Source organism: Streptomyces sp. NPDC042100 (assembly GCF_055582325.1).
In genome coordinates this window covers 202,387-221,483 of sequence record NZ_JBVJDK010000002.1, presented here as the reverse complement: position 1 = coordinate 221,483, position 19,097 = coordinate 202,387, and the positions used below count along the sequence as shown (strand labels likewise).

The following is a 19,097-nucleotide window of genomic DNA, read 5'->3' as shown; positions in this document are numbered from 1 at the left end:
ATTGGAGAGCATCGAGGCCAAGTCGCACCGACTGGGCGAGCTCCGCGAGTTCCTGATGAGCCGTCGGGCCCGGGTCACCCCCGCCGAGGTGGGCCTCCCGGACGGCGGCGCGCGCCGCCGCACCCCGGGGCTGCGCCGTGAGGAGGTCGCCGTCCTCGCCGGGGTCGGGGTCTCCTGGTACCAGTGGCTGGAGCAGGGGCGGGACATCACGGTGTCGCCGCAGGTCCTGGACTCGGTGGCGCGGGTGCTGCGGCTCAGCCCGGTCGAGCGGCGGCACCTGTACGTGCTGGCCGCGCTCAACCCGCCGGCGCCGGAGCTCGCCCCCGAGGACCGGGACATGTGCCACGGGCTGCGGCGGCTGATCGACACGTGGATGCCGTTCCCGGCGCACATCATGGACCAGTACTGGAACACCGTGATGTACAACGACGCGGCGTCGATCGTGCTGGGGATGCGGCCGGAGATCGTGCAGAACTGCCTGATCGCCTTCTTCACCGACCCGATCTACCGGGTGCGTTCGCCGCGCTGGCGCGAGCTGGCGCCGAAGGTCGTCGCGCAGTTCCGCTCGGCCTGCTCGGAGTGCCCCGACGACGAGGGCTTCCGCGAGGTGGTCGAGGAGGCGAAGGCGGTGAGCGAGGAGTTCGCCGCGCTGTGGGAGCGGCGGGACATCCTGCCCGGCGGGCAGAACCGCAAGGAGATGGAGCACCCGCTGGTCGGGCCGCTGGTGGTGGAGGCCACCCAGCTGCGCGTGCCGGCCCGCCCGGACCTGGTGATCGTGCTGCACACCCCGCTGGCCGAGGCGGACACGGCGGCGAAGCTGGAGTGGCTGGTGTCCCCGGAGGGCCGCCGGGGCGCGATGTACCCGGTCGCGGGCTGACGCCGACGGGGCCCGGGGGCGGTCCTGGCCGGGTCCGGGGCGGCGGCTATCCTCCTGAAACCACGGCCGCCCCGCGCCTCGCGCGTCACGGTGGCCGTTCCCGTCCCCGCACTCCTGCCGATCCAAGGGCTCCCATGCGTACGCGTCTCTCCCGTTCCCTCTCCGCCGTCCTCGCCGTCTCCGCGCTCTCGCTGACCGCCGCCTGCGGAGGAGGCTCCGACGAGGGGAAGAAGGACGCCGCCGACAAGCCCGCGGCCGGGCAGAGCTCCGCGGCGGCGCCCACCACCGCGCCCGCCCCCGCCAAGCCGCTGACGGCCGCGCAGATGAAGGCCGCGGCCCTGGAGCTGAAGGACCTGCCGGCCGGCTGGAAGGCCAGCACCACCGCGCCCGAGAAGCTCACCCCCAAGGCCGACAAGGCCGCCTGCCAGCCGATCGCCGACATGCTCGCCGAGAACGTCGCCGGCGCCACGGTCGGCGTCAACAACGACTTCGAGCGCGGCAGCGCCGAGAACGTGATCAGCCAGCAGGTCATGACCTTCCCCGGCACGGGCGCCGCCGACTACGCCAAGGCCGTCGGTGCCGCGCTCGACGCCTGCGCCTCGTTCTCGACCGAGGCCGAGGGCGTGACGATGAAGATCTCGGTCCAGAAGCTGACCGCCCCGCAGGGCGTCGAGGCCGCGCACGCCTTCCGGATGAAGCTCGACATGGCCGAGGTGGGCATGGTGATGGAGTCGAACATGCTGGTCGCCGCCCAGGGCACCGGCGCGACCCGGCTCGCCCACGTCCCGTCCGGCGCCTCGGGTCACAAGGACTTCGACGCCCTCGCCAAGCTGGCGGGCGAGAAGTTCACCAAGGGCGCACAGAGCTGACCTGGGGTCCGGACCTATCCTCGGATCATGACACTCAACCGCGAGCACGACGACCTCGGCGCAGAGGACCTCAAGATCATCACGCTGGCGCGCAGCGCCCGCGCCCGCAACGGGGTGCCGGAGGGTGCGGCGGTACGCGACGAGACCGGCCGCACGTATGTCGCGGGCACGGTCGAGCTGGAGTCGCTCAAGCTCAGCGCCCTGCAGACCGCGGTCGCCATGGCCGTGGCCAGTGGCGCGCGGTCGCTGGAGGCGGCGGCCCTCGTCTCCGCCGCCGAGGCCGCGTCCGACGCGGACCGCGCGGCGGTGCGGGACCTGGGCGGGCCGGACACCCCGGTGCTGCTGGCCGGCGCCGACGGGCGGCTCAAGGCGGCGGTCTCCGCGGGCTGAGCCCGTACGCGTGTGAAGCGAGAGGGGCCCGGTGCGCGGCGCGCACCGGGCCCCTTGCGCGTTTGTGAAGGATCAACGGAACGTCTCTTGCCTTCCCCGCTCCGGTGCGCATCAATATCAGCCATCGGTCCAACGGACCGTCAGATCTCCTCGCAGACGCAGTGTCCGCACCCCTGCGTTCGTCATCGGAAGGGGCTGGACCTCGTCATGAGAAGCAGAAGCACCGTAGGGATCACGGCGGCGATCGGCGGCGTGCTCGCCGCCGGAGCCCTCGCGTTCGCGCCGGGCGCCTACGCGGTGTCACCCGGCTCGGCCACCGCGACCTACGACTGCGGGTCCTGGGGCGGCGGCGGCGCCACCCTCACGGCCACGCAGGCGGGCACCGCCGCGACGATCACGATCACCTCGGCGGTGAAGACGCCGATCGCGGTCGGCAAGGACACCATCAACTCCACCCTGACCCTGGCCAAGGCGGGCGGCGGGACCCGGGTGTTCACCGGGACCAAGAACCCGGCGATCCCGATGAACGGCTCGGTCACCATGGGTCCGCTGAGCGCGACCGTCGCCTCCGGCGACAGCCTCAACTCGTACTTCGCGGGCACCGCGCTCAAGATGGTGATCTTCGGTGTCACCGTCAACTGCGACGCGCTCACCTCGCAGTCCCCGGGGCCCTTCGTCTTCAGCTGAGCCCCGACTCCCGCACGGCCGACCGGTGCCGCCTTGGGCGGTGCCGGTCGTTCCTGTGTCCGGACGGCTCTGACCTGCGGGAATCAAGGAGTCCGACGATCTTGACAGTATCTGATGGGTCATCAGTCGGTGTTTTTCGATTCCATTGACTTCTCTCGGCCCGCAGCCGTCAATGGCGCCCTCTCATCCCTCAGGAGGGGACCCACATGGCATTCGAACAAAGCCGCGCGGCGGCCCGAAGACGACGCCGCTGGGCGGCCGTCCTCGGCGCCACCGCGCTCGCGCTCACCGCCGGGGGCGCGCTCGCCGCCCCCGCCGGGGCCACCTCGACCTCCGTGCCCGTGCAGTTCGGCACCCACTGCGTGCCGCCGCCGATCGCGGGCATCCCGCCGATCGACGGCACCACCACGGCGCAGATCACCGTCGACAACGCGGTGCCCAAGGTCGGCGACACGGTCACCGTCACCTACACGGTCACCAAGCCCGCCGCCTCCAACCCGGTGGACCTGGCCCTCCCGGCCGACATCATGACCCCGAGCGGCAAGGTCACCCTCGGCGGCGCCCAGACCGGCGCGGTCACCGTCACCGGCCCCAAGAAGAACCCGCCCGTCCCGGGCAAGGGCTCGTTCCCGGCGTTCTCCATGACCGGCACCTTCAAGGTCACCGCGCCCGGCGACATCACCCTCGCGCCCGGCGACTACAACATCCACACCAGCTACATCATGGAGCTGGACACCCCCTGTACGGTCGCGAGCGCGCCCGTCTCCGAGACGGTCACCGCCAGCGCCCAGCCCGGGGCCAACGAGCGCGCGCTGGAGCTCGGCAGCCCCTCCGGGGCGCCCGGCGTCCGCGTCACCGTCTCCGGCACCAAGTTCACCCCGCTCGCCGAGGTCACCGTCGTCGGCCGCTCCGGCGCCGCCGAGACCGGCGACCGGATGACCGTCACGACCGACAGCGAGGGCGCCTTCGCGGCCCGCCTCAAGGTCAACGACAAGGCGACCACCGGGATCGTGGCCTACGAGGGCGCGGCCTGGGACCCGGCCAAGGGCGCGGGCCCCGTCGCCTACCAGGTCGTCGACGACACCCCGACCCCGCCGAACAGCCAGAAGCTCACGGCCTCGGTCAAGGCCGGCGAACTGTCGATGACCCAGGCCGGCGACGCCGTACAGCTCTCGGCCGTCGACTTCGGCCAGGGCGGCGCCGCCACCGGACCCCTCCAGACGGTGACGGTCAAGGACTTCCGCGGCGGCCCCGCGGGCTGGTCCCTGACCGGCAAGGTCACCGACTTCACCGGACCGGGCGGGGCCATCGGCGCCGACAAGCTGAGCTGGACGCCGTCCTGCACCACCAAGGCGGGCAGCCCCAGCACCTGCGCGCCCGGCACCGCCGGACCCGTCGGCGCGGCCGGCGCCACCCTCGCCTCCACGCCCAACGGCACCCTCACCGGCGGCGAGTTCACCATCGACGCGGGGCTCTCCCTCGACGTCCCGGCGTTCACGGCGCCCGGAAGTTACGCGGGCGTGCTCACGCTGACGCTGTCCTGACCGCCCGACGGGCCGGCCGCGCACCCGGCCGGCCCGTCGCCACCTCCCGAGGGGTCCGCACCCGTGCGCAAGCCGTACGTCTTCCTCCTGAGCGTCCGCCGAGCCCTGGGCCTCCTGAGCCTCCCGCTCGCCGCCCTGCCCGTCGCGGCCCTGCTGCTCGGCGGGCCCGTCGCCGCGCCCGCCGCCGCCGCCGAGAACGGCGAGTGGGCCGTCTACCCGGCCGCCTCGCAGCTCGGCAGCCGCCCGTACTTCTACCTCTCCGCCGACCCCGGCGGCACCGTCGGCGACCAGGTCACCGTCGCCAACAAGACCGCCGCCCCGCTCAGCTTCCTGCTGTACGGGGCCGACGCCTACAACACCGAACGCGACGGCGGCTTCGCCGTGCGCACCCGGCAGGAGAAGCAGACCGGCGCCGGCGCCTGGATCAAGCCCGCCCGCGACCGGGTCACCGTCCCGCCGCACTCCGCCGTCACCGTCCCGTACACCCTGACCGTGCCCGCCGACGCCGCGCCCGGCGACCACCCCGGCGCCGTCGTCGCCCTCGACGAGCGGATCGCGAAGGGCTCCGGCGGCTCCGTCGCGCTCGGCGTGCGGCGCGCGGTCGCGGCCAGGGTCTACCTCCGGGTCGGCGGCCCCACCGTGCCCGCCCTCGGCGTCGAGGACGTCACCCTGCGCCAGGACCGGCCGCTCGTGCCCGGCGCCGGCACCAGCACCGCCGTCGTCTCGTACACCCTGCACAACCGGGGCAACGTCACCCTCAGCCCCAAGGTCGCCCTCAGGGCCCAGGGGCTCTTCGGGCGCACCCTGCTCCGCCGCGACCTGGACCGGCTCCCCGCCGAGCTGCTGCCCCGGCAGAAGATCCGGCTCACCGAGCGGTGGACCGGCTCCCCGCAGCTCGACTGGGGCGAGCTGACCCTGACCGCGACCGCCAAGGGCGTCCGCGAGTCCGCCGGGATCTCCTTCCTGGCCCTGCCCTGGCTGCCCCTCGCGGTGCTCGTCGCCGGGGGCGCGGCGGGCGTGCTCGGACTGCGGATCCGACGGCGCCGGACGCCGAGTACGTGAGGCGGCCGTCCATCGGGGAGAATGGCCCCCATGAGCGCTCGTACTGATGAGAACACCGTCCCCCACCGGGCCGGCTTCGCCTGCTTCGTCGGCCGCCCCAACGCGGGCAAGTCCACCCTCACGAACGCTCTGGTCGGCCAGAAGGTGGCCATCACCTCCAACCGCCCCCAGACCACCCGGCACACGGTCCGAGGCATCGTGCACCGCCCCGACGCCCAGCTGATCCTGGTCGACACCCCGGGCCTGCACAAGCCGCGCACCCTGCTCGGCGAGCGGCTCAACGACGTGGTGCGCACCACCTGGGCCGAGGTCGACGTGATCGGCTTCTGCCTGCCCGCCGACCAGAAGCTCGGCCCCGGCGACCGCTTCATCGCCAAGGAGCTCGCCGAGATCAAGAAGACGCCCAAGGTCGCGATCATCACCAAGACCGACCTGGTCGACTCCCGCACCCTCGCCGAGCAGCTGATCGCGATCGACCAGCTCGGCAAGGAGCTGGGCTTCGAGTGGGCGCAGATCGTGCCCGTCTCGGCCGTGGGCGACAAGCAGGTGCAGCTCGTCGCCGACCTGCTGATCCCGCTGCTGCCGGAGTCCCCGCCGCTCTACCCGGAGGGCGACCTCACCGACGAGCCCGAGATGGTCATGGTCGCCGAGCTGATCCGCGAGGCGGCGCTCGAAGGCGTACGGGACGAGCTGCCGCACTCCATCGCGGTCGTCGTCGAGGAGATGATCCCGCGCGAGAACCGCCCGGCGGACCGGCCGCTGCTCGACATCCACGCCAACGTGTACATCGAGCGCCCCAGCCAGAAGGGCATCATCATCGGCCCCAAGGGCAGCCGCCTCAAGGAGGTCGGCATGAAGTCGCGCAAGCACATCGAGGCGCTGCTCGGCACCCCGGTCTTCCTCGACCTGCACGTGAAGGTCGCCAAGGACTGGCAGCGGGACCCGAAGCAGCTGCGGAAGCTGGGCTTCTAGGTCCCGGGGCCGGCAGGCCGGGCGGCTCGCCGGCTGTGCGCCTACGCGCCTTCCTTCAGGACGAGCTGGATCAGCTCGCGCTGCTCGTCGGTGAGGTGCGGATCGGCCCACCTCACCGTCCGCCCGTCGACCGTGATCTCGTAGCCGAAGCCGTCCGGGACCCCTCGGCTCTCGGGCGGCGGCGGGGCGTCGAGGGCCTCCTGGGCCAGCGAGCGCAGCCGCTCGGCGTCGGGCCTGCCCTCGGTGTCCACCTCCGCCGACTTCCCGATCCCCGCGAAGCCCCCTGTGCGTACGACGCGAATCCTCATGGGGCCTGTCTACCGCAGCCTCAGCGACTCGGCACGCCGACGGCCGACCAGGCGTCCGTGACCGCCTTGAGCTCGTCGCCGTCGCCGAACCGGGCCCGCGCCGCCGCCACCGTGGCCGCCGCGAACTCCTTGAACGTGGCCTCCGAGTCCAGCGTGCCGCCGGTCAGCGTGTCGTACCAGATCCGCCCGGCCCGCTCCCAGGCGTTGCCGCCGAGGGCGGTGGCGGCCAGGTAGAAGGCGTGGTTGGGGATGCCCGAGTTGATGTGCACGCCGCCGTTGTCGGCGTGGGTGCGGACGTAGCCGTCCATGGTGGCGGGCTGCGGGTCCTTGCCGAGGACGTCGTCGTCGTAGGCGGTGCCCGGCTCCTTCATGGAGCGCAGCGCCGAGCCCTTGTCGATGGCGGGCCCGAGCAGCCCGGCGCCGATCAGCCAGTCGGCCTGGTCGGCGCTCTGGCCGAGCGCGTACTGCTTGACGAGGGTGCCGAAGACGTCGGAGACGGACTCGTTGAGCGCACCCGACTGGCCGTAGTAGGCGAGGTTCGCGGTGTGCTGGGTGACGCCGTGGGTCAGCTCGTGGCCGATGACGTCGACCGGGATGGTGAAGTCGAGGAACAGCTCGCCGTCGCCGTCGCCGAACACCATCTGCTCGCCGTTCCAGAAGGCGTTGTCGTACTTCTCGTCGTAGTGCACGGTCGCCAGCAGCGGCATCCCGGCGCCGTCGATCGAGTCCCGTCCGAAGACCTTCTCGAAGAGGTCGAAGGTGGCGCCGAGGCCCGCGTACGCGCGGTTGGCGGTGGCGTCGTCGGTCGCCGGGCCGCCCTCGTCGCGGATCTCGTCGCCCGGCAGCGTGGTGCTGTGGTGCGTGTCGTAGATCGTGCGGTGCACCGTGCCCGGGGTCCCGGCGCGGTCGGCGGGCGGGGCCAGCCGGCGGGCGGTGCGCTGCGCGGCGTCCGACGCCAGGGTCCGCCGGGCCGCGGCGGAGACGGCCGGGTCCTCGGACCGGGCCAGGTGCTCCAGGATGTGCGGCGGGACGATCGTGCAGAAGTGGGGAGTCATGGCAGCAATGTGGCACTGAGTGGTGCGGCTGTCACGACACGCGACCATGATTGGCGAAATGGAGTGATGGGTCACCTTTCCCCCTTGACGCGGACCCCGTCCCGCATACTGAAACGGGACGTCCGCCTCCGCCGTGCTGGGCTATGGTGACGCGCATCATGCGTTTCGGGCTGCTTCTCCTTAGCTGCCGCGGCGAGGGCCTGTAGTCGTAGGCCGACCCCCTCCCCGCGGGTTTCGGTGTTGCGTTCGACAGTCGGCCGTCCTTCTTGATGGACCCGAGGAGCCCTACGCAATGTCCCAGTCGCCGTTCGTCAGCCGTCCGACGCCCGTCACCACCGCGACGCACACCCAGAAGCCGTCCGGGATGCCCGTGCACAAGTACGGGCAGTACGAGGCCGTCGAGATCCCCGACCGCACCTGGCCCGACCGCCGCATCACCAAGGCGCCCCGCTGGCTCTCCACCGACCTGCGCGACGGCAACCAGGCCCTGATCGACCCGATGAGCCCGGCCCGCAAGCGCGAGATGTTCGACCTGCTGGTCCGCATGGGCTACAAGGAGATCGAGGTCGGCTTCCCGTCCTCCGGCGAGACGGACTTCGCCTTCGTCCGCTCGATCATCGAAGAGGGCGCGGTCCCGGACGACGTCACCATCTCCGTACTGACCCAGGCCCGCGAGGACCTGATCGAGCGGACCGTGGAGTCGCTGAAGGGCGCCCACCGCGCCACCGTCCACCTGTACAACGCCACCGCGCCCACCTTCCGCCGGGTCGTCTTCCGCGGCTCCAAGGAGGACATCAAGCAGATCGCCGTCGACGGCACCCGCCTGGTGATGGAGTACGCGGAGAAGCTGCTGGGCCCGGAGACCACCTTCGGCTACCAGTACAGCCCGGAGATCTTCACCGACACCGAGCTGGACTTCGCCCTGGAGGTCTGCGAGGCCGTCTGTGACGTCTGGCAGCCCGGCCCCGGCCGCGAGATCATCCTCAACCTGCCCGCCACCGTGGAGCGTTCGACGCCGTCCACGCACGCGGACCGCTTCGAGTGGATGTCCCGCAACCTGACCCGCCGCCCGTACGTCTGCCTGTCCGTGCACCCGCACAACGACCGGGGCACGGCCGTCGCGGCGGCCGAGCTGGCGATCATGGCCGGCGCCGACCGCATCGAGGGCTGCCTGTTCGGCCAGGGCGAGCGCACCGGCAACGTCGACCTGGTCACCCTGGGCATGAACCTGTTCAGCCAGGGCGTCGACCCGCAGATCGACTTCTCGCAGATCGACGAGGTCCGCCGGACCTCCGAGTACTGCAACCAGATGGAGGTCCACCCGCGCCACCCCTACGCGGGCGACCTGGTCTACACCGCCTTCTCCGGCTCCCACCAGGACGCCATCAAGAAGGGCTTCGACGCCATGGAGGCCGACGCGGCCGCGAAGGGCGTCACCGTCGACGACATCGAGTGGGCCGTCCCGTACCTGCCGATCGACCCGAAGGACGTCGGCCGCTCCTACGAGGCCGTCATCCGGGTCAACTCGCAGTCCGGCAAGGGCGGCATCGCGTACGTCCTGAAGAACGACCACAAGCTGGACCTGCCCCGCCGGATGCAGATCGAGTTCTCCCGGATCATCCAGGCCAAGACCGACGCCGAGGGCGGCGAGGTCACCCCGGCGCAGATCTGGTCCGTCTTCCAGGACGAGTACCTGCCCAGCCCGGACGGCGCCGCGGCCCGCTGGGGCCGCATCCAGCTGCGCTCCGGTCAGTCCACCTCCGACACGGACGGCACCGACACCCTGAAGGTCGAGGCGGTCGTCGACGGCGTCGAGACGGTCCTGACCGGCTCCGGCAACGGCCCGATCTCCGCCTTCTTCGCCGCCCTGCAGGCGATCGGCGTGGACGCCCGCCTGCTGGACTACCAGGAGCACACGATGAGCGAGGGCGCCTCCGCGCAGGCCGCCTCGTACATCGAGTGCGCCATCGACGGCAAGGTCCTGTGGGGCATCGGCATCGACGCCAACACCACCCGCGCCTCGCTGAAGGCGGTCGTGTCGGCGGTGAACCGCTCGGCGCGCTGACCTCGCGCACGGCCCGCTGCCCCGCACCCCGCCAGGGGTGCGGGGCAGCGGCGTGTGTGAGCTCGGTCACGGCTTCAGGTTCGCTTAAGGAAGAAGCTGGCGACATGCCGGATTCAGTGGCATATCAGGTGAGTTGACGCCACATCAACGCATGACGGAAGGTCGGCTCGTCCACTCGGACCGTCCACTCGGACACCCTCCCCGCACTCCTGACCTGGAGCTCCCATGCGCACGCCCGCTGCCGTGGCCGCCGCCCTCGCGGTGACCGGTGCCGCCCTCGTCTGGGCCCCCGCCGCCTCCGCCACCACCGCGTGTGAGACGAATCCGCTCGGCGTCGCCGGGCGCTACGCCGAGTTCGTCGAGAAGGACTCCGTGCGCCACTCCGACTCCGAGGGCGCCGTCGCCGTCGGCGGCGACGCCACCTTCGGCGACCCGAAGCGGCCCTCCGGCTTCTCCATCGGCAGCCGCCTCACCTCCGGCGACCTCGCGGCCCTCCCCGGCGGCCACAGCCTCGTCGTCGGCGGCACGCTCTACGCCAACCAGGTCGTCCTCGACAAGGGCACCGGCGTCGCCGGCAAGGTCGTCGACCGCTCCACCAAGGGCTCGGGCTTCGGCGTCGACGGCGACAAGGTGAAGGAGGGCCCCTCGCCGATCGACTTCGGCAAGGAGTTCGCCGCCCTGCGCGCCCTCTCCACCGGCTGGGCCGCGGTCGAGCCCAACGGCACCGTCGGCCGCTCCACCGACTACCAGGGCCTGATGCTCACCGGCACCGACGCCAAGCTGAACGTCTTCGCCGTCGCCGCCGCCGACCTCCAGAAGGCCGGCGCGATATCGATCAAGGTCCCGGCGGGCTCCTCCACCCTGGTGAACGTGCTCGGCGGCGCGTACGACATGAGCACCGCGCCCACCTACGGCGTCTACCTCTGGGACGCGGCCAAGGGCGCCCTGGTCATGGACGACTACAACGCGGGCAGCGCCGACTTCAAGAGCGTCCGCTCCAAGCTGCTGTGGAACTTCCCGCAGGCCGAGAGCGTCAAGAAGAACTACACCTCCTGGCCCGGCACGATCTTCGCGCCGAACGCCACCGTCGAGATGGGCGGCCCCGGCGTCGGCCCCGGCCACGTCAACGGCTCCGTCGTCGCCGAGAAGCTCCTCACCGTCCCGGGCGCCGAGACCCACCAGATGAACTTCACCGGCTGCCTGCCCGGCGAGACCACCCCCGGCAAGCCCCCGGTCACCCCCGAGCGGCCCAAGCCCACCCCGACGGACGTGCCGAGCGCGCCGGCCACCCCGAGCACCCCCGCCACCACCCCGCCCGGCTCGGCCACCCCCACCCCCTCGGAGTCGGCCCCGGAGACCTCCTCGCCGTCCCCGACCTCGTCGGAGGGCGCCCCGGCCCCCTCGCCCTCGTCCACCCCGGAGGGTGATCTCGCCACCACCGGCTCGGCCTTCGGGCCCGCCGCGATGGGCGTCGCCGCGGCGGTGGTCCTGCTCGGCGGCGGCTTCCTGGCCTTCGCGAAGCTGCGCAAGCGCGCCTCCTGAGCCCCCGCACCGGACCCGCCGCGCCCCCTCGGGGCCCGGCGGGTCTCGGCCATCTCCCCGGCGTTCTGCTGACGAGGTGCTGACGCCGCATCATCGATGTGGCTAACATCACGCCAACGCCGGCAATGTTGCCGGGAGGTGAAGGAGGTGCGGCGTGCGGCCAGCGCGGAAGTCATCGGAGCGGAGCAGGGTTCTCTGCGGAATCCGCACCTCCTGGAACACCGTCGGCGACGGCGAGTTCTTCTGCGAGGAGTGCGGCGGCGACCGGAACTACCGGCGCCGGACGGGCCGCCGGCGCTTCGCCCTGCTGGGCGTGCCGCTGCTGCCCCGGGGCGACGCGGGCCCGGTCGTCGAGTGCGCCGCCTGCCACACCCACTTCGGCACGGACGTGCTGACCCATCCGACCACGGGCCGGTTCTCGGCGATGCTGCGCGACGCCGTGCACACGGTCGCGCTGGCCGTCCTGGCGGCCGGCGGCACCGGTTCCCGAGGCGCCGTGGACACCGCCGCCGCCGGGGTCCGGGCGGCCGGGTTCACGGACTGTACGGCCCTCCAGCTCGTCGACCTGGTCGAGGCGCTCGCCGCCGACACCGGACGCTTCCTGCCCGACGTCAGCAGCGGGGGAGCGGCCCTCGCCATCGAGCTGCACGAGGCCCTCGAACCGCTCGCCCCGCACCTGGCCGCCGCGGGCCGCGAGGCGATCCTGCTCCAGGGCGCCCGGATCGCGCTGGCCGACGGCCCGTACACGCCGGCGGAGCGGGAGGTGCTGGGCACCGTGGGCAACGCGCTGGCGCTGTGCGCCGACGACACGGCCCGGCTCCTGGCGACGGCGCGGACCACGCCGCTGTAGAGCGACGGCGCGGACCACGCCGCTGTAGAGCGGGGGTCCACGCCGTCGGGTGGTGCGGTGGGGCGGGGCGCGTCAGCCGAGCTCGACGCCGCTGGCGCGCAGCATCTCGTCCCGCTCGACGATCTTCACGCGCTCGCGGCCCTGCGGCTCGCCGAGCGCCTTCTCGGCGGCGTCCAGCGCGTACCAGCCCTCCCAGGTGGTGTACGCGATGCCCTTGCCCTCCAGGAAGGCGACCACGGCCTCCTCCTGCGGGGACTCGGGCGTGAGCAGCCGCCCGTGGGCGTGGTCGTCGAGGAGGTTGGCGACGGTCTCGTTGGCGTCGCCCTTGGTGTGGCCGATGAGGCCGACGGGGCCGCGCCGGATCCAGCCGGTGACGTACGTGGAGGGCAGGTGGGCGCCGCTCTCCTCGACGACCCGGCCGCCGGCGTCCGGGACGGTGCCGCTGGCGGCGTCCCAGGGCAGCTTGGGCAGCTCGTCGGAGAGGTAGCCGACCGCGCGGTAGACGGCCTGGACGTCCCAGTCGGTCGTCTTTCCGGTGCCCTTCACGTTGCCGGTGCCGTCGAGCTCGGTGCGCTCGGTGCGCAGGCCGACGACCGAGCCGTCCTCGCCGAGGATCTCGGTGGGCGACTCGAAGAAGTGCAGGAAGAGCTTGTGCGGGCGCTCGCCGATGTCGCGGATCGCCCAGTTCTCCAGGGTCTTGGCGACCATGTCGGTCTGCTTGTTCTTGCGCCGCTCGGCGATGGAGCCCTCGTCGTAGTCGATGTCCTCGGGGTTGACGATGACCTCGATGTTCGGCGAGTGGTCCAGCTCGCGCAGCTCCATGGGGCTGAACTTGGCCTGGGCGGGGCCGCGGCGGCCGAAGACGTGGATCTCCAGCGCCTTGTTGGCCTTGAGGCCCTCGTAGACGTTGGCGGGGATCTCGGTGGGCAGCAGCTCGTCGGCGGTCTTGGCGAGCACGCGGGCCACGTCGAGGGCCACGTTGCCGACGCCGAGGACGGCGACCTTCTCGGCCTCCAGCGGCCAGGTGCGCGGCACGTCCGGGTGCCCGTCGTACCAGGAGACGAAGTCGGCGGCGCCGTAGGAGCCGTCCAGCTCGATGCCGGGGATGTCCAGGGCGCGGTCGGCGGTGGCGCCGGTGGAGAAGACCACCGCGTCGTAGAAGGCGTGCAGGTCGTCCAGGTGCACGTCGGTGCCGTAGTCGACGTTGCCGAAGAGGCGGATCTGCGGCTTGTCGAGCACCTGGTGGAGGGCGGTGATGATGCCCTTGATGCGCGGGTGGTCGGGCGCGACGCCGTAGCGGATCAGGCCGAAGGGGGCGGGCATCCGCTCGAAGAGGTCGATGGACACACCCGGCTCGACGGCGGCCTCGGACTTCAGCAGCGCGTCAGCGGCGTAGATTCCGGCGGGGCCGGCGCCGACGATCGCGACCCGGAGGGGGCGGGGCATGACGGGTTTCCCTTCGCAAGCGACGTGTCGGCGAGGGCCCGCCGCACTTAGGTCACCCTAAATAATGCGCCGAACGGAGCGGTACCCGGGCCCGGTCTATGGCCTCATAAGCCGGACTTATGGGTTCCATAAGTGGAGACGGGGGGGATCGGTCCACCGTAGACCAGGTCCCCGTCCGGACGCGCACGGGGCCCGTCCGGGGCCGGGGAGGACGCGGCGCGGCCGGTGGCGGTCCCGGCGGGCTGCGGCCGTCGGCGGTCCCGGCGGGCTGGAGAGGCGCCCGCCGGCGCCCTAGGATCCTCCAGGCTCACCGCCTACCACCGAGGTCGCCTGCCATGACTCCGCACGAGCCCGACATCCTCGCCTCCGACCGGGAGCGCCACGCCGCCGAGGAGCGGCTGCGCGCCGCCGTCGAGCACGGCCGGCTCGCGCTCGACGAGCTCCCGGCCCGACTCGACGAACTTCACGCCGCCCGCACCCGCGGCCAGCTCGAAACGGCCTGCCGCGGCCTCCCCGTCCCAGGGCCCCGGGACGCGCTCGTCGTGGACCGGCCGCCGACCTCCGGCGGCTTCGTCGCGGGGATCTTCGGCGGCTTCCACCGCCGGGGCCGCTGGGTGGTGCCGCCGCGCATGACGACCTGGTCCATGTGGGGCGGCGGCGAACTCGACCTCAGCGACGCGCGCTTCAGCAGCCACGACACCGAGATCCGCGCCGTCGCCCTCTGGGGCGGCACGAAGATCCGGGTCCCGGCGGACATCGACGTCGAGGTGCGCGGCCTCGGCCTGTTCGGGATCTTCGACAAGCGGGCCGCCCGGCACACCGGGACGCCCGGCCGGCCCCGCGTCGTCATCAAGGGCCTCGCCCTCTTCGGAGCCGTCGTCACCCGCACCGCCGACGACGGGCGCTGAGGCCCGACCCGGGGGCGCCGGGCCCGGGCTGTCGGTCCCGTGCGGGAGAATGGGGCCATGAGCCTGTTCCGCGACGACGGCATCGTGCTGCGCACCCAGAAGCTGGGTGAAGCGGACCGCATCATCACGCTGCTCACGCGCGGCCACGGGCGGGTGCGCGCCGTCGCGCGCGGGGTGCGCCGGACCAAGTCGAAGTTCGGCGCGCGGCTCGAACCGTTCTCGCACGTGGACGTGCAGTTCTTCGCTCGGGGGAGTGAGCTGATCGGCCGCGGGCTGCCGCTGTGCACACAGAGCGAGACCATCGCCCCGTACGGCGGCGGGATCGTCACGGACTACGCCCGGTACACCGCGGGCACCGCGATGCTGGAGACGGCGGAGCGGTTCACCGACCACGAGGGGGAGCCCGCCGTGCAGCAGTATCTGCTGCTCGTGGGCGGGCTGCGGACGCTGGCGCGCGGGGAGCACGCGCCGCATCTGATCCTCGACGCCTTCCTGCTCCGCTCGCTCGCGGTGAACGGCTACGCGCCCAGCTTCGACGACTGTGCGAAATGCGGCCTTCCCGGGCCCAACCGGTTCTTTTCGGTCGGCGCCGGTGGTGTCATATGCGGCGACTGCCGGGTGCCCGGAAGCGTCGTACCCTCTGCGGAGGCCGTAGGTCTGCTCAGCGCGCTGCTCACCGGCGACTGGGCGACGGCGGACGCGTGCGAGCCGCGTCACGTCAGGGAGGGCAGCGGCCTCGTGTCCGCCTATCTGCACTGGCACCTGGAGCGCGGGCTCCGCTCGCTGCGGTACGTAGAGAAGAGCTAGGAGACCCATCGCCATGGCCATCGCACGACTTCTCGGACGGCAGCGCCGGGAGTACGCCACCCCCGAGCCGCACCCGTCCGGAGCCCGCCCGCCGAAGCTCCAGTCCGAGCTCGTGCCCGAGCACGTCGCGATCGTCATGGACGGGAACGGGCGCTGGGCCAAGGAGCGCGGACTGCCCCGCACCGAGGGCCACAAGGTCGGCGCCGAGCAGGTGCTGGACGTGCTCCAGGGCGCGATCGAGATGGGCGTGGGCTCGATCTCGCTGTACGCCTTCTCCACCGAGAACTGGAAGCGCTCCCCCGAGGAGGTGCGCTTCCTGATGAACTTCAACCGCGACTTCATCCGCAAGTCCCGCGACCAGCTCGACTCCCTCGGCGTGCGGGTGCGCTGGGTGGGCCGGATGCCCAAGCTGTGGAAGTCGGTCGCCAAGGAGCTCCAGGTCGCCCAGGAGCAGACCAAGGACAACACCAGGCTGACGCTGTACTTCTGCATGAACTACGGCGGCCGGGCCGAGCTGACGGACGCGGCGCAGGCGCTCGCCGAGGACGTGAAGGCGGGCCGGCTGGACCCCGCGAAGATCACTGAGAAGACGATCCAGAAGTACCTGTACTACCCGGACATGCCGGACGTCGACCTCTTCCTCCGCCCCAGCGGCGAGCAGCGCACCTCCAACTACCTGATCTGGCAGAGCGCGTACGCCGAGATGGTCTTCCAGGACGTGCTGTGGCCCGACTTCGACCGCCGAGACCTGTGGCGGGCCTGCGTCGAGTACGCCCAGCGCGACCGGCGCTTCGGCGGCGTGGACCCGGCGGACCTCGCGGTCCTGGAAAAGGGCTGAGCGGGGACCGGGACATGGTGGAGCTGGTCTACACGCCCACGCGGGACGACGTCTTCGACGCGATACGCGTCCAGATGCGCTTCGGGACCTTCCGGCGCGCGCGGGTGCTCATGCGGATCACCTCGGTGCTCGCGGCCGTGGCGCTCGTCGTGCTGCTCTTCGCGCCCGGCGAGCCCGCGGTGGGCGGGATGGTCTTCGTGGCGGCGCTCGGGGTGATGGGGCTCGTCCTGGTGCCGCTCATGCCCCGGCTCACCGCCCGGCAGCTCTTCCCGCTGATCGAGCGGCAGGGGGAGCACCGGGCCCGGGTCGAGGAGGACGGGGTCCGCTGGAAGAGCCGGGACTCCGAGGTCATGGGGCGCTGGGAGCTGTTCTCCCGGCACGCCGAGACGGCGGACCAGTTCGTGCTGCTCTCGTCCGACAAGGGCCGGGTGGGCGTCGCCTTCCTGCCCAAGCGGGGGCTGGCCGACCCGGCGGACGCCGACCGGGTGCGGGAGATCCTGGAGCGGAACACCAAGCGGATCCGCTGACCCCGGAACCGTCGGCCCCGGCTCCGCCGGGACGCGAGGAGGCCCGCACCGAATCGGATCGGTGCGGGCCTCCTCGTATGTCAGGTCGGGTCGTATGTCAGGCCGGGTGGCCGGATCGGGTCACTTCGCCGCGCACTCCGCGCAGGTGCCGAAGATCTCGACGGTGTGCGCCACGTTCACGAAGCCGTGCTCGGACGCGATCGTCTCCGCCCACTGCTCCACGGCCGGGCCCTCCACCTCGACGGCCTTGCCGCAGACGCGGCAGACCAGATGGTGGTGGTGGTCGCCGGTCGAACAGCGCCGGTAGACCGTCTCGCCGTCACTGGTGCGCAGCGCGTCCACCTCGCCCGCCTCGGCGAGGGACTGGAGCGTGCGGTAGACGGTGGTGAGGCCGACGGAGTCACCGCGGTGCTTGAGCATGTCGTGCAGCTCCTGAGCGGAGCGGAACTCGTCCACCTCGTTCAGCGCCGCCGACACGGCGGCCCGCTGCTTCGTCGAGCGGCCTCGTACGGGGGGTCCTGCCGTCACCACGGGGGCCTCCTTGAATCTTGTCTGCCCCCGCCATTCTGCCAGCCCCCCGCCCCGCCGGATCCGGACCGTGATCAGACCTTCACGTCGTCGGTGGGGCGCCGGGCGGCCGGGAGCCCGGCGTCGCAGGCCCGCGCGGCGGTCTCGGCGGCCCGGGCGCGCCGCCGGGCGAGCGGGGTCGCGAGGACGGTGAGGCCGATGAAGACCGCGATCGCGAGGAGCACGATCGTCGCGCCGGGCGGCACGTCCTGGTAGTAGGAGGTGATCGTGCCGGTCAGGGTGACGCCGGTGCCGATGACGACGGAGAGCACGAAGGTGCTGCGGAAGGACCGGGACAGCTGCTGGGCGGCGGCGACCGGGACCACCATCAGGGCGCTGACCAGGAGCAGGCCGACGACCCGCATGGCCACGGTGACGGTGACGGCGGCGGTGACGGCGATGAGCAGGTTGAGGAGGCGCACCGGCAGACCGGTGACGCGGGCGAACTCCTCGTCCTGGCTGACCGCGAAGAGCTGGCGGCGCAGGCCGACGGTGACGAGGACGACGAAGGCGGCCAGGACGCCGATGGCCGTGACGTCCTCGGCGGAGACCGTCGAGAGGGAGCCGAAGAGGAAGGAGTTGAGGTTGGCGTTGGAGCCGGTCGGCGAGAGGTTGATCAGCAGCACGCCGCCGGCCATGCCGCCGTAGAAGAGCAGCGCGAGGGCGAGGTCGCCTCGGGTCTTGCCGAAGGCGCGGATCAGCTCCATGGCGACGGCGCCGACCACGGCGACGGCGGTGGCCATCCACACGGGGCTGCTGTTGAGCAGGAAGCCGAGGCCGACACCGGTCATGGCGACATGGCCGATGCCGTCGCCCATCAGCGCCTGGCGCCGCTGGACGAGGTAGATGCCGACGGCGGGCGCGGTGACGCCGACGAGGACGGCCGCGATGAGCGCCCGCTGCATGAAGGCGAGCTGGAGGAATTCCATGGGGCGTCCTCAGGTCAGCAGACCGGTACGGAGCGGCTCGTCGGCCGCGTGCGGGTGGACGTGGTCGTGGCCGGGCAGCGCGTGCTGGCCGACGGCCTTCGGCGGCGGGCCGTCGTGGACGACGCAGCCGTCGCGCAGCACGACGGCGCGGTCGATCAGCGGCTCCAGCGGGCCCAGCTCGTGCAGGACGAGGAGGACGGAGGTGCCGCCGGCGACCTGCTCGCGCAGGGTGGCGGCGAGGATCTCCTGGCTGGCGAGGTCCACGCCGGCCATCGGCTCGTCCATGATCAGCAGCTCGGGCTCGGAGGCCAGCGCGCGGGCGATGAGCACGCGCTGGTGCTGGCCGCCGGAGAGCGCGGAGACCGAGTCCCTGGCGCGGTCGGTGAGCCCGACGAGGCCGATGGCCCGGTCGACGGCGGCCCGGTCGGCCCTGGTGATGAGGCCGAAGCGGCGGCGGGAGAGCCGGCCGGAGGTGACGACCTCGCGGATGGTGGCGGGCACGCCGCTGGCGGCGGTGGTGCGCTGCGGCACGTAGCCGACGCGGGCCCAGTCGCGGAACCGCTTCTGCTCGGTGCCGAACAGCTCGATCGTGCCGCCGGTCAGCGGCACCTGGCCGATGACGGAGCGGACGGCGGTGGACTTGCCGGAGCCGTTCGCGCCGAGCAGGGCGACGACCTCACCGCGCTGGACGGTGAGGTCGACGCCGCGCAGCACGGGGCGCGAGCCGAGGGCCGCGGTGGCTCCGCGGACGACGATGACGGGTCCGTCGTGCGCTGCTGTGCCCACGTCGGACGGGCTCACGTCGGAAGAGCTCACATCGGCGCTCACGGGTGCCTCCTGCTGCTGCTTGGGTG

Annotated in this window: 20 protein-coding genes; 14 read left to right on the top strand and 6 right to left on the bottom strand. The window is 72.4% G+C overall.

The features are described from left to right. Window positions 1–55: 55 nt before the first annotated feature. The 7 genes from ACZ6J5_RS05235 (at window position 56) to era (ending at window position 6,401) form a co-directional block, all read left to right on the top strand. Window positions 56–877, top strand: a complete 822-nt coding sequence (locus ACZ6J5_RS05235) for a helix-turn-helix transcriptional regulator (protein ID WP_469388653.1) — start codon at window positions 56–58, stop codon at window positions 875–877. A gap of 134 nt (window positions 878–1,011) precedes the next feature. Further along, on the top strand, window positions 1,012–1,746 hold the full coding sequence (locus ACZ6J5_RS05230) for a hypothetical protein (RefSeq protein WP_469387786.1): 735 nt from the start codon (window positions 1,012–1,014) through the stop codon (window positions 1,744–1,746). 27 nt (window positions 1,747–1,773) lie between these two features. Further along, entirely contained in the window at window positions 1,774–2,136 is a 363-nt protein-coding gene (locus ACZ6J5_RS05225; RefSeq protein ID WP_469387784.1) for a cytidine deaminase, read from the top strand. Window positions 2,137–2,343: 207 nt separating this feature from the next. After that, window positions 2,344–2,823 (top strand): hypothetical protein, encoded by a 480-nt coding sequence (locus ACZ6J5_RS05220; RefSeq protein WP_469387783.1) that lies wholly within the window; start codon window positions 2,344–2,346, stop codon window positions 2,821–2,823. A gap of 206 nt (window positions 2,824–3,029) precedes the next feature. After that, entirely contained in the window at window positions 3,030–4,367 is a 1,338-nt protein-coding gene (locus tag ACZ6J5_RS05215) for a beta-xylosidase (RefSeq protein WP_469387781.1), read from the top strand. A 63-nt stretch (window positions 4,368–4,430) separates the two neighbouring features. After that, window positions 4,431–5,429 carry a DUF916 domain-containing protein gene (locus tag ACZ6J5_RS05210; protein ID WP_469387780.1) on the top strand — a complete coding sequence of 333 codons (999 nt, stop codon included), beginning with the start codon at window positions 4,431–4,433 and terminating at the stop codon, window positions 5,427–5,429. A gap of 21 nt (window positions 5,430–5,450) precedes the next feature. After that, on the top strand, window positions 5,451–6,401 hold the full coding sequence (gene era, locus ACZ6J5_RS05205; protein ID WP_469387779.1) for a GTPase Era: 951 nt from the start codon (window positions 5,451–5,453) through the stop codon (window positions 6,399–6,401). Window positions 6,402–6,442: 41 nt separating this feature from the next. On the opposite strand, the gene ACZ6J5_RS05200 is transcribed toward era, so the two are convergent. Next, complete coding sequence (locus ACZ6J5_RS05200) at window positions 6,443–6,709, bottom strand: protealysin inhibitor emfourin (RefSeq protein ID WP_469387778.1); 267 nt, start codon at window positions 6,707–6,709, stop codon at window positions 6,443–6,445. A gap of 20 nt (window positions 6,710–6,729) precedes the next feature. Continuing rightward, on the bottom strand, window positions 6,730–7,764 hold the full coding sequence (locus tag ACZ6J5_RS05195) for a M4 family metallopeptidase (protein ID WP_469387775.1): 1,035 nt from the start codon (window positions 7,762–7,764) through the stop codon (window positions 6,730–6,732). 292 nt (window positions 7,765–8,056) lie between these two features. Between ACZ6J5_RS05195 and leuA the strand changes: the two genes are divergently transcribed. The 3 genes from leuA (at window position 8,057) to ACZ6J5_RS05180 (ending at window position 12,221) form a co-directional block, all read left to right on the top strand. Next, the gene (gene leuA / locus ACZ6J5_RS05190) at window positions 8,057–9,829 is read left to right on the top strand and encodes a 2-isopropylmalate synthase (RefSeq protein ID WP_469387773.1); all 1,773 of its coding nucleotides are present in this window, start codon (window positions 8,057–8,059) and stop codon (window positions 9,827–9,829) included. A gap of 225 nt (window positions 9,830–10,054) precedes the next feature. After that, window positions 10,055–11,371 (top strand): choice-of-anchor A family protein, encoded by a 1,317-nt coding sequence (locus ACZ6J5_RS05185; protein ID WP_469387771.1) that lies wholly within the window; start codon window positions 10,055–10,057, stop codon window positions 11,369–11,371. 154 nt (window positions 11,372–11,525) lie between these two features. Further along, the gene (locus ACZ6J5_RS05180) at window positions 11,526–12,221 is read left to right on the top strand and encodes a tellurite resistance TerB family protein (protein ID WP_469387768.1); all 696 of its coding nucleotides are present in this window, start codon (window positions 11,526–11,528) and stop codon (window positions 12,219–12,221) included. 72 nt (window positions 12,222–12,293) lie between these two features. Here the strand turns inward: ACZ6J5_RS05180 and ACZ6J5_RS05175 are convergent, their stop codons facing one another. Continuing rightward, a complete protein-coding gene (locus ACZ6J5_RS05175; RefSeq protein ID WP_469387766.1) occupies window positions 12,294–13,667 on the bottom strand; it encodes an FAD-dependent oxidoreductase in 1,374 nt (457 codons plus the stop codon). A 335-nt stretch (window positions 13,668–14,002) separates the two neighbouring features. On the opposite strand from ACZ6J5_RS05175, the gene ACZ6J5_RS05170 reads away from it, so the two are divergent. The 4 genes from ACZ6J5_RS05170 to ACZ6J5_RS05155 are packed head-to-tail and all read left to right on the top strand — an operon-like array spanning window position 14,003 to window position 16,747. Further along, the gene (locus ACZ6J5_RS05170) at window positions 14,003–14,575 is read left to right on the top strand and encodes a DUF1707 SHOCT-like domain-containing protein (protein ID WP_469387764.1); all 573 of its coding nucleotides are present in this window, start codon (window positions 14,003–14,005) and stop codon (window positions 14,573–14,575) included. A gap of 57 nt (window positions 14,576–14,632) precedes the next feature. Further along, the gene (gene recO, locus ACZ6J5_RS05165; protein WP_469387762.1) at window positions 14,633–15,382 is read left to right on the top strand and encodes a DNA repair protein RecO; all 750 of its coding nucleotides are present in this window, start codon (window positions 14,633–14,635) and stop codon (window positions 15,380–15,382) included. A 13-nt stretch (window positions 15,383–15,395) separates the two neighbouring features. After that, window positions 15,396–16,220 carry an isoprenyl transferase gene (locus ACZ6J5_RS05160; RefSeq protein WP_469387760.1) on the top strand — a complete coding sequence of 275 codons (825 nt, stop codon included), beginning with the start codon at window positions 15,396–15,398 and terminating at the stop codon, window positions 16,218–16,220. Window positions 16,221–16,234: 14 nt separating this feature from the next. Beyond that, window positions 16,235–16,747 (top strand): YcxB family protein, encoded by a 513-nt coding sequence (locus ACZ6J5_RS05155; protein ID WP_469387759.1) that lies wholly within the window; start codon window positions 16,235–16,237, stop codon window positions 16,745–16,747. 120 nt (window positions 16,748–16,867) lie between these two features. Here ACZ6J5_RS05155 and ACZ6J5_RS05150 read toward each other — a convergent pair whose 3' ends face one another. From ACZ6J5_RS05150 to ACZ6J5_RS05140, 3 genes are all read right to left on the bottom strand, one after another. Then, entirely contained in the window at window positions 16,868–17,278 is a 411-nt protein-coding gene (locus ACZ6J5_RS05150; RefSeq protein WP_362482997.1) for a Fur family transcriptional regulator, read from the bottom strand. 71 nt (window positions 17,279–17,349) lie between these two features. Further along, window positions 17,350–18,243, bottom strand: a complete 894-nt coding sequence (locus ACZ6J5_RS05145; RefSeq protein WP_469387756.1) for a metal ABC transporter permease — start codon at window positions 18,241–18,243, stop codon at window positions 17,350–17,352. Between the two features lie 9 nt (window positions 18,244–18,252). Further along, window positions 18,253–19,029 carry a metal ABC transporter ATP-binding protein gene (locus ACZ6J5_RS05140; RefSeq protein ID WP_469388652.1) on the bottom strand — a complete coding sequence of 259 codons (777 nt, stop codon included), beginning with the start codon at window positions 19,027–19,029 and terminating at the stop codon, window positions 18,253–18,255. Between the last annotated feature and the right edge of the window lie 68 nt (window positions 19,030–19,097).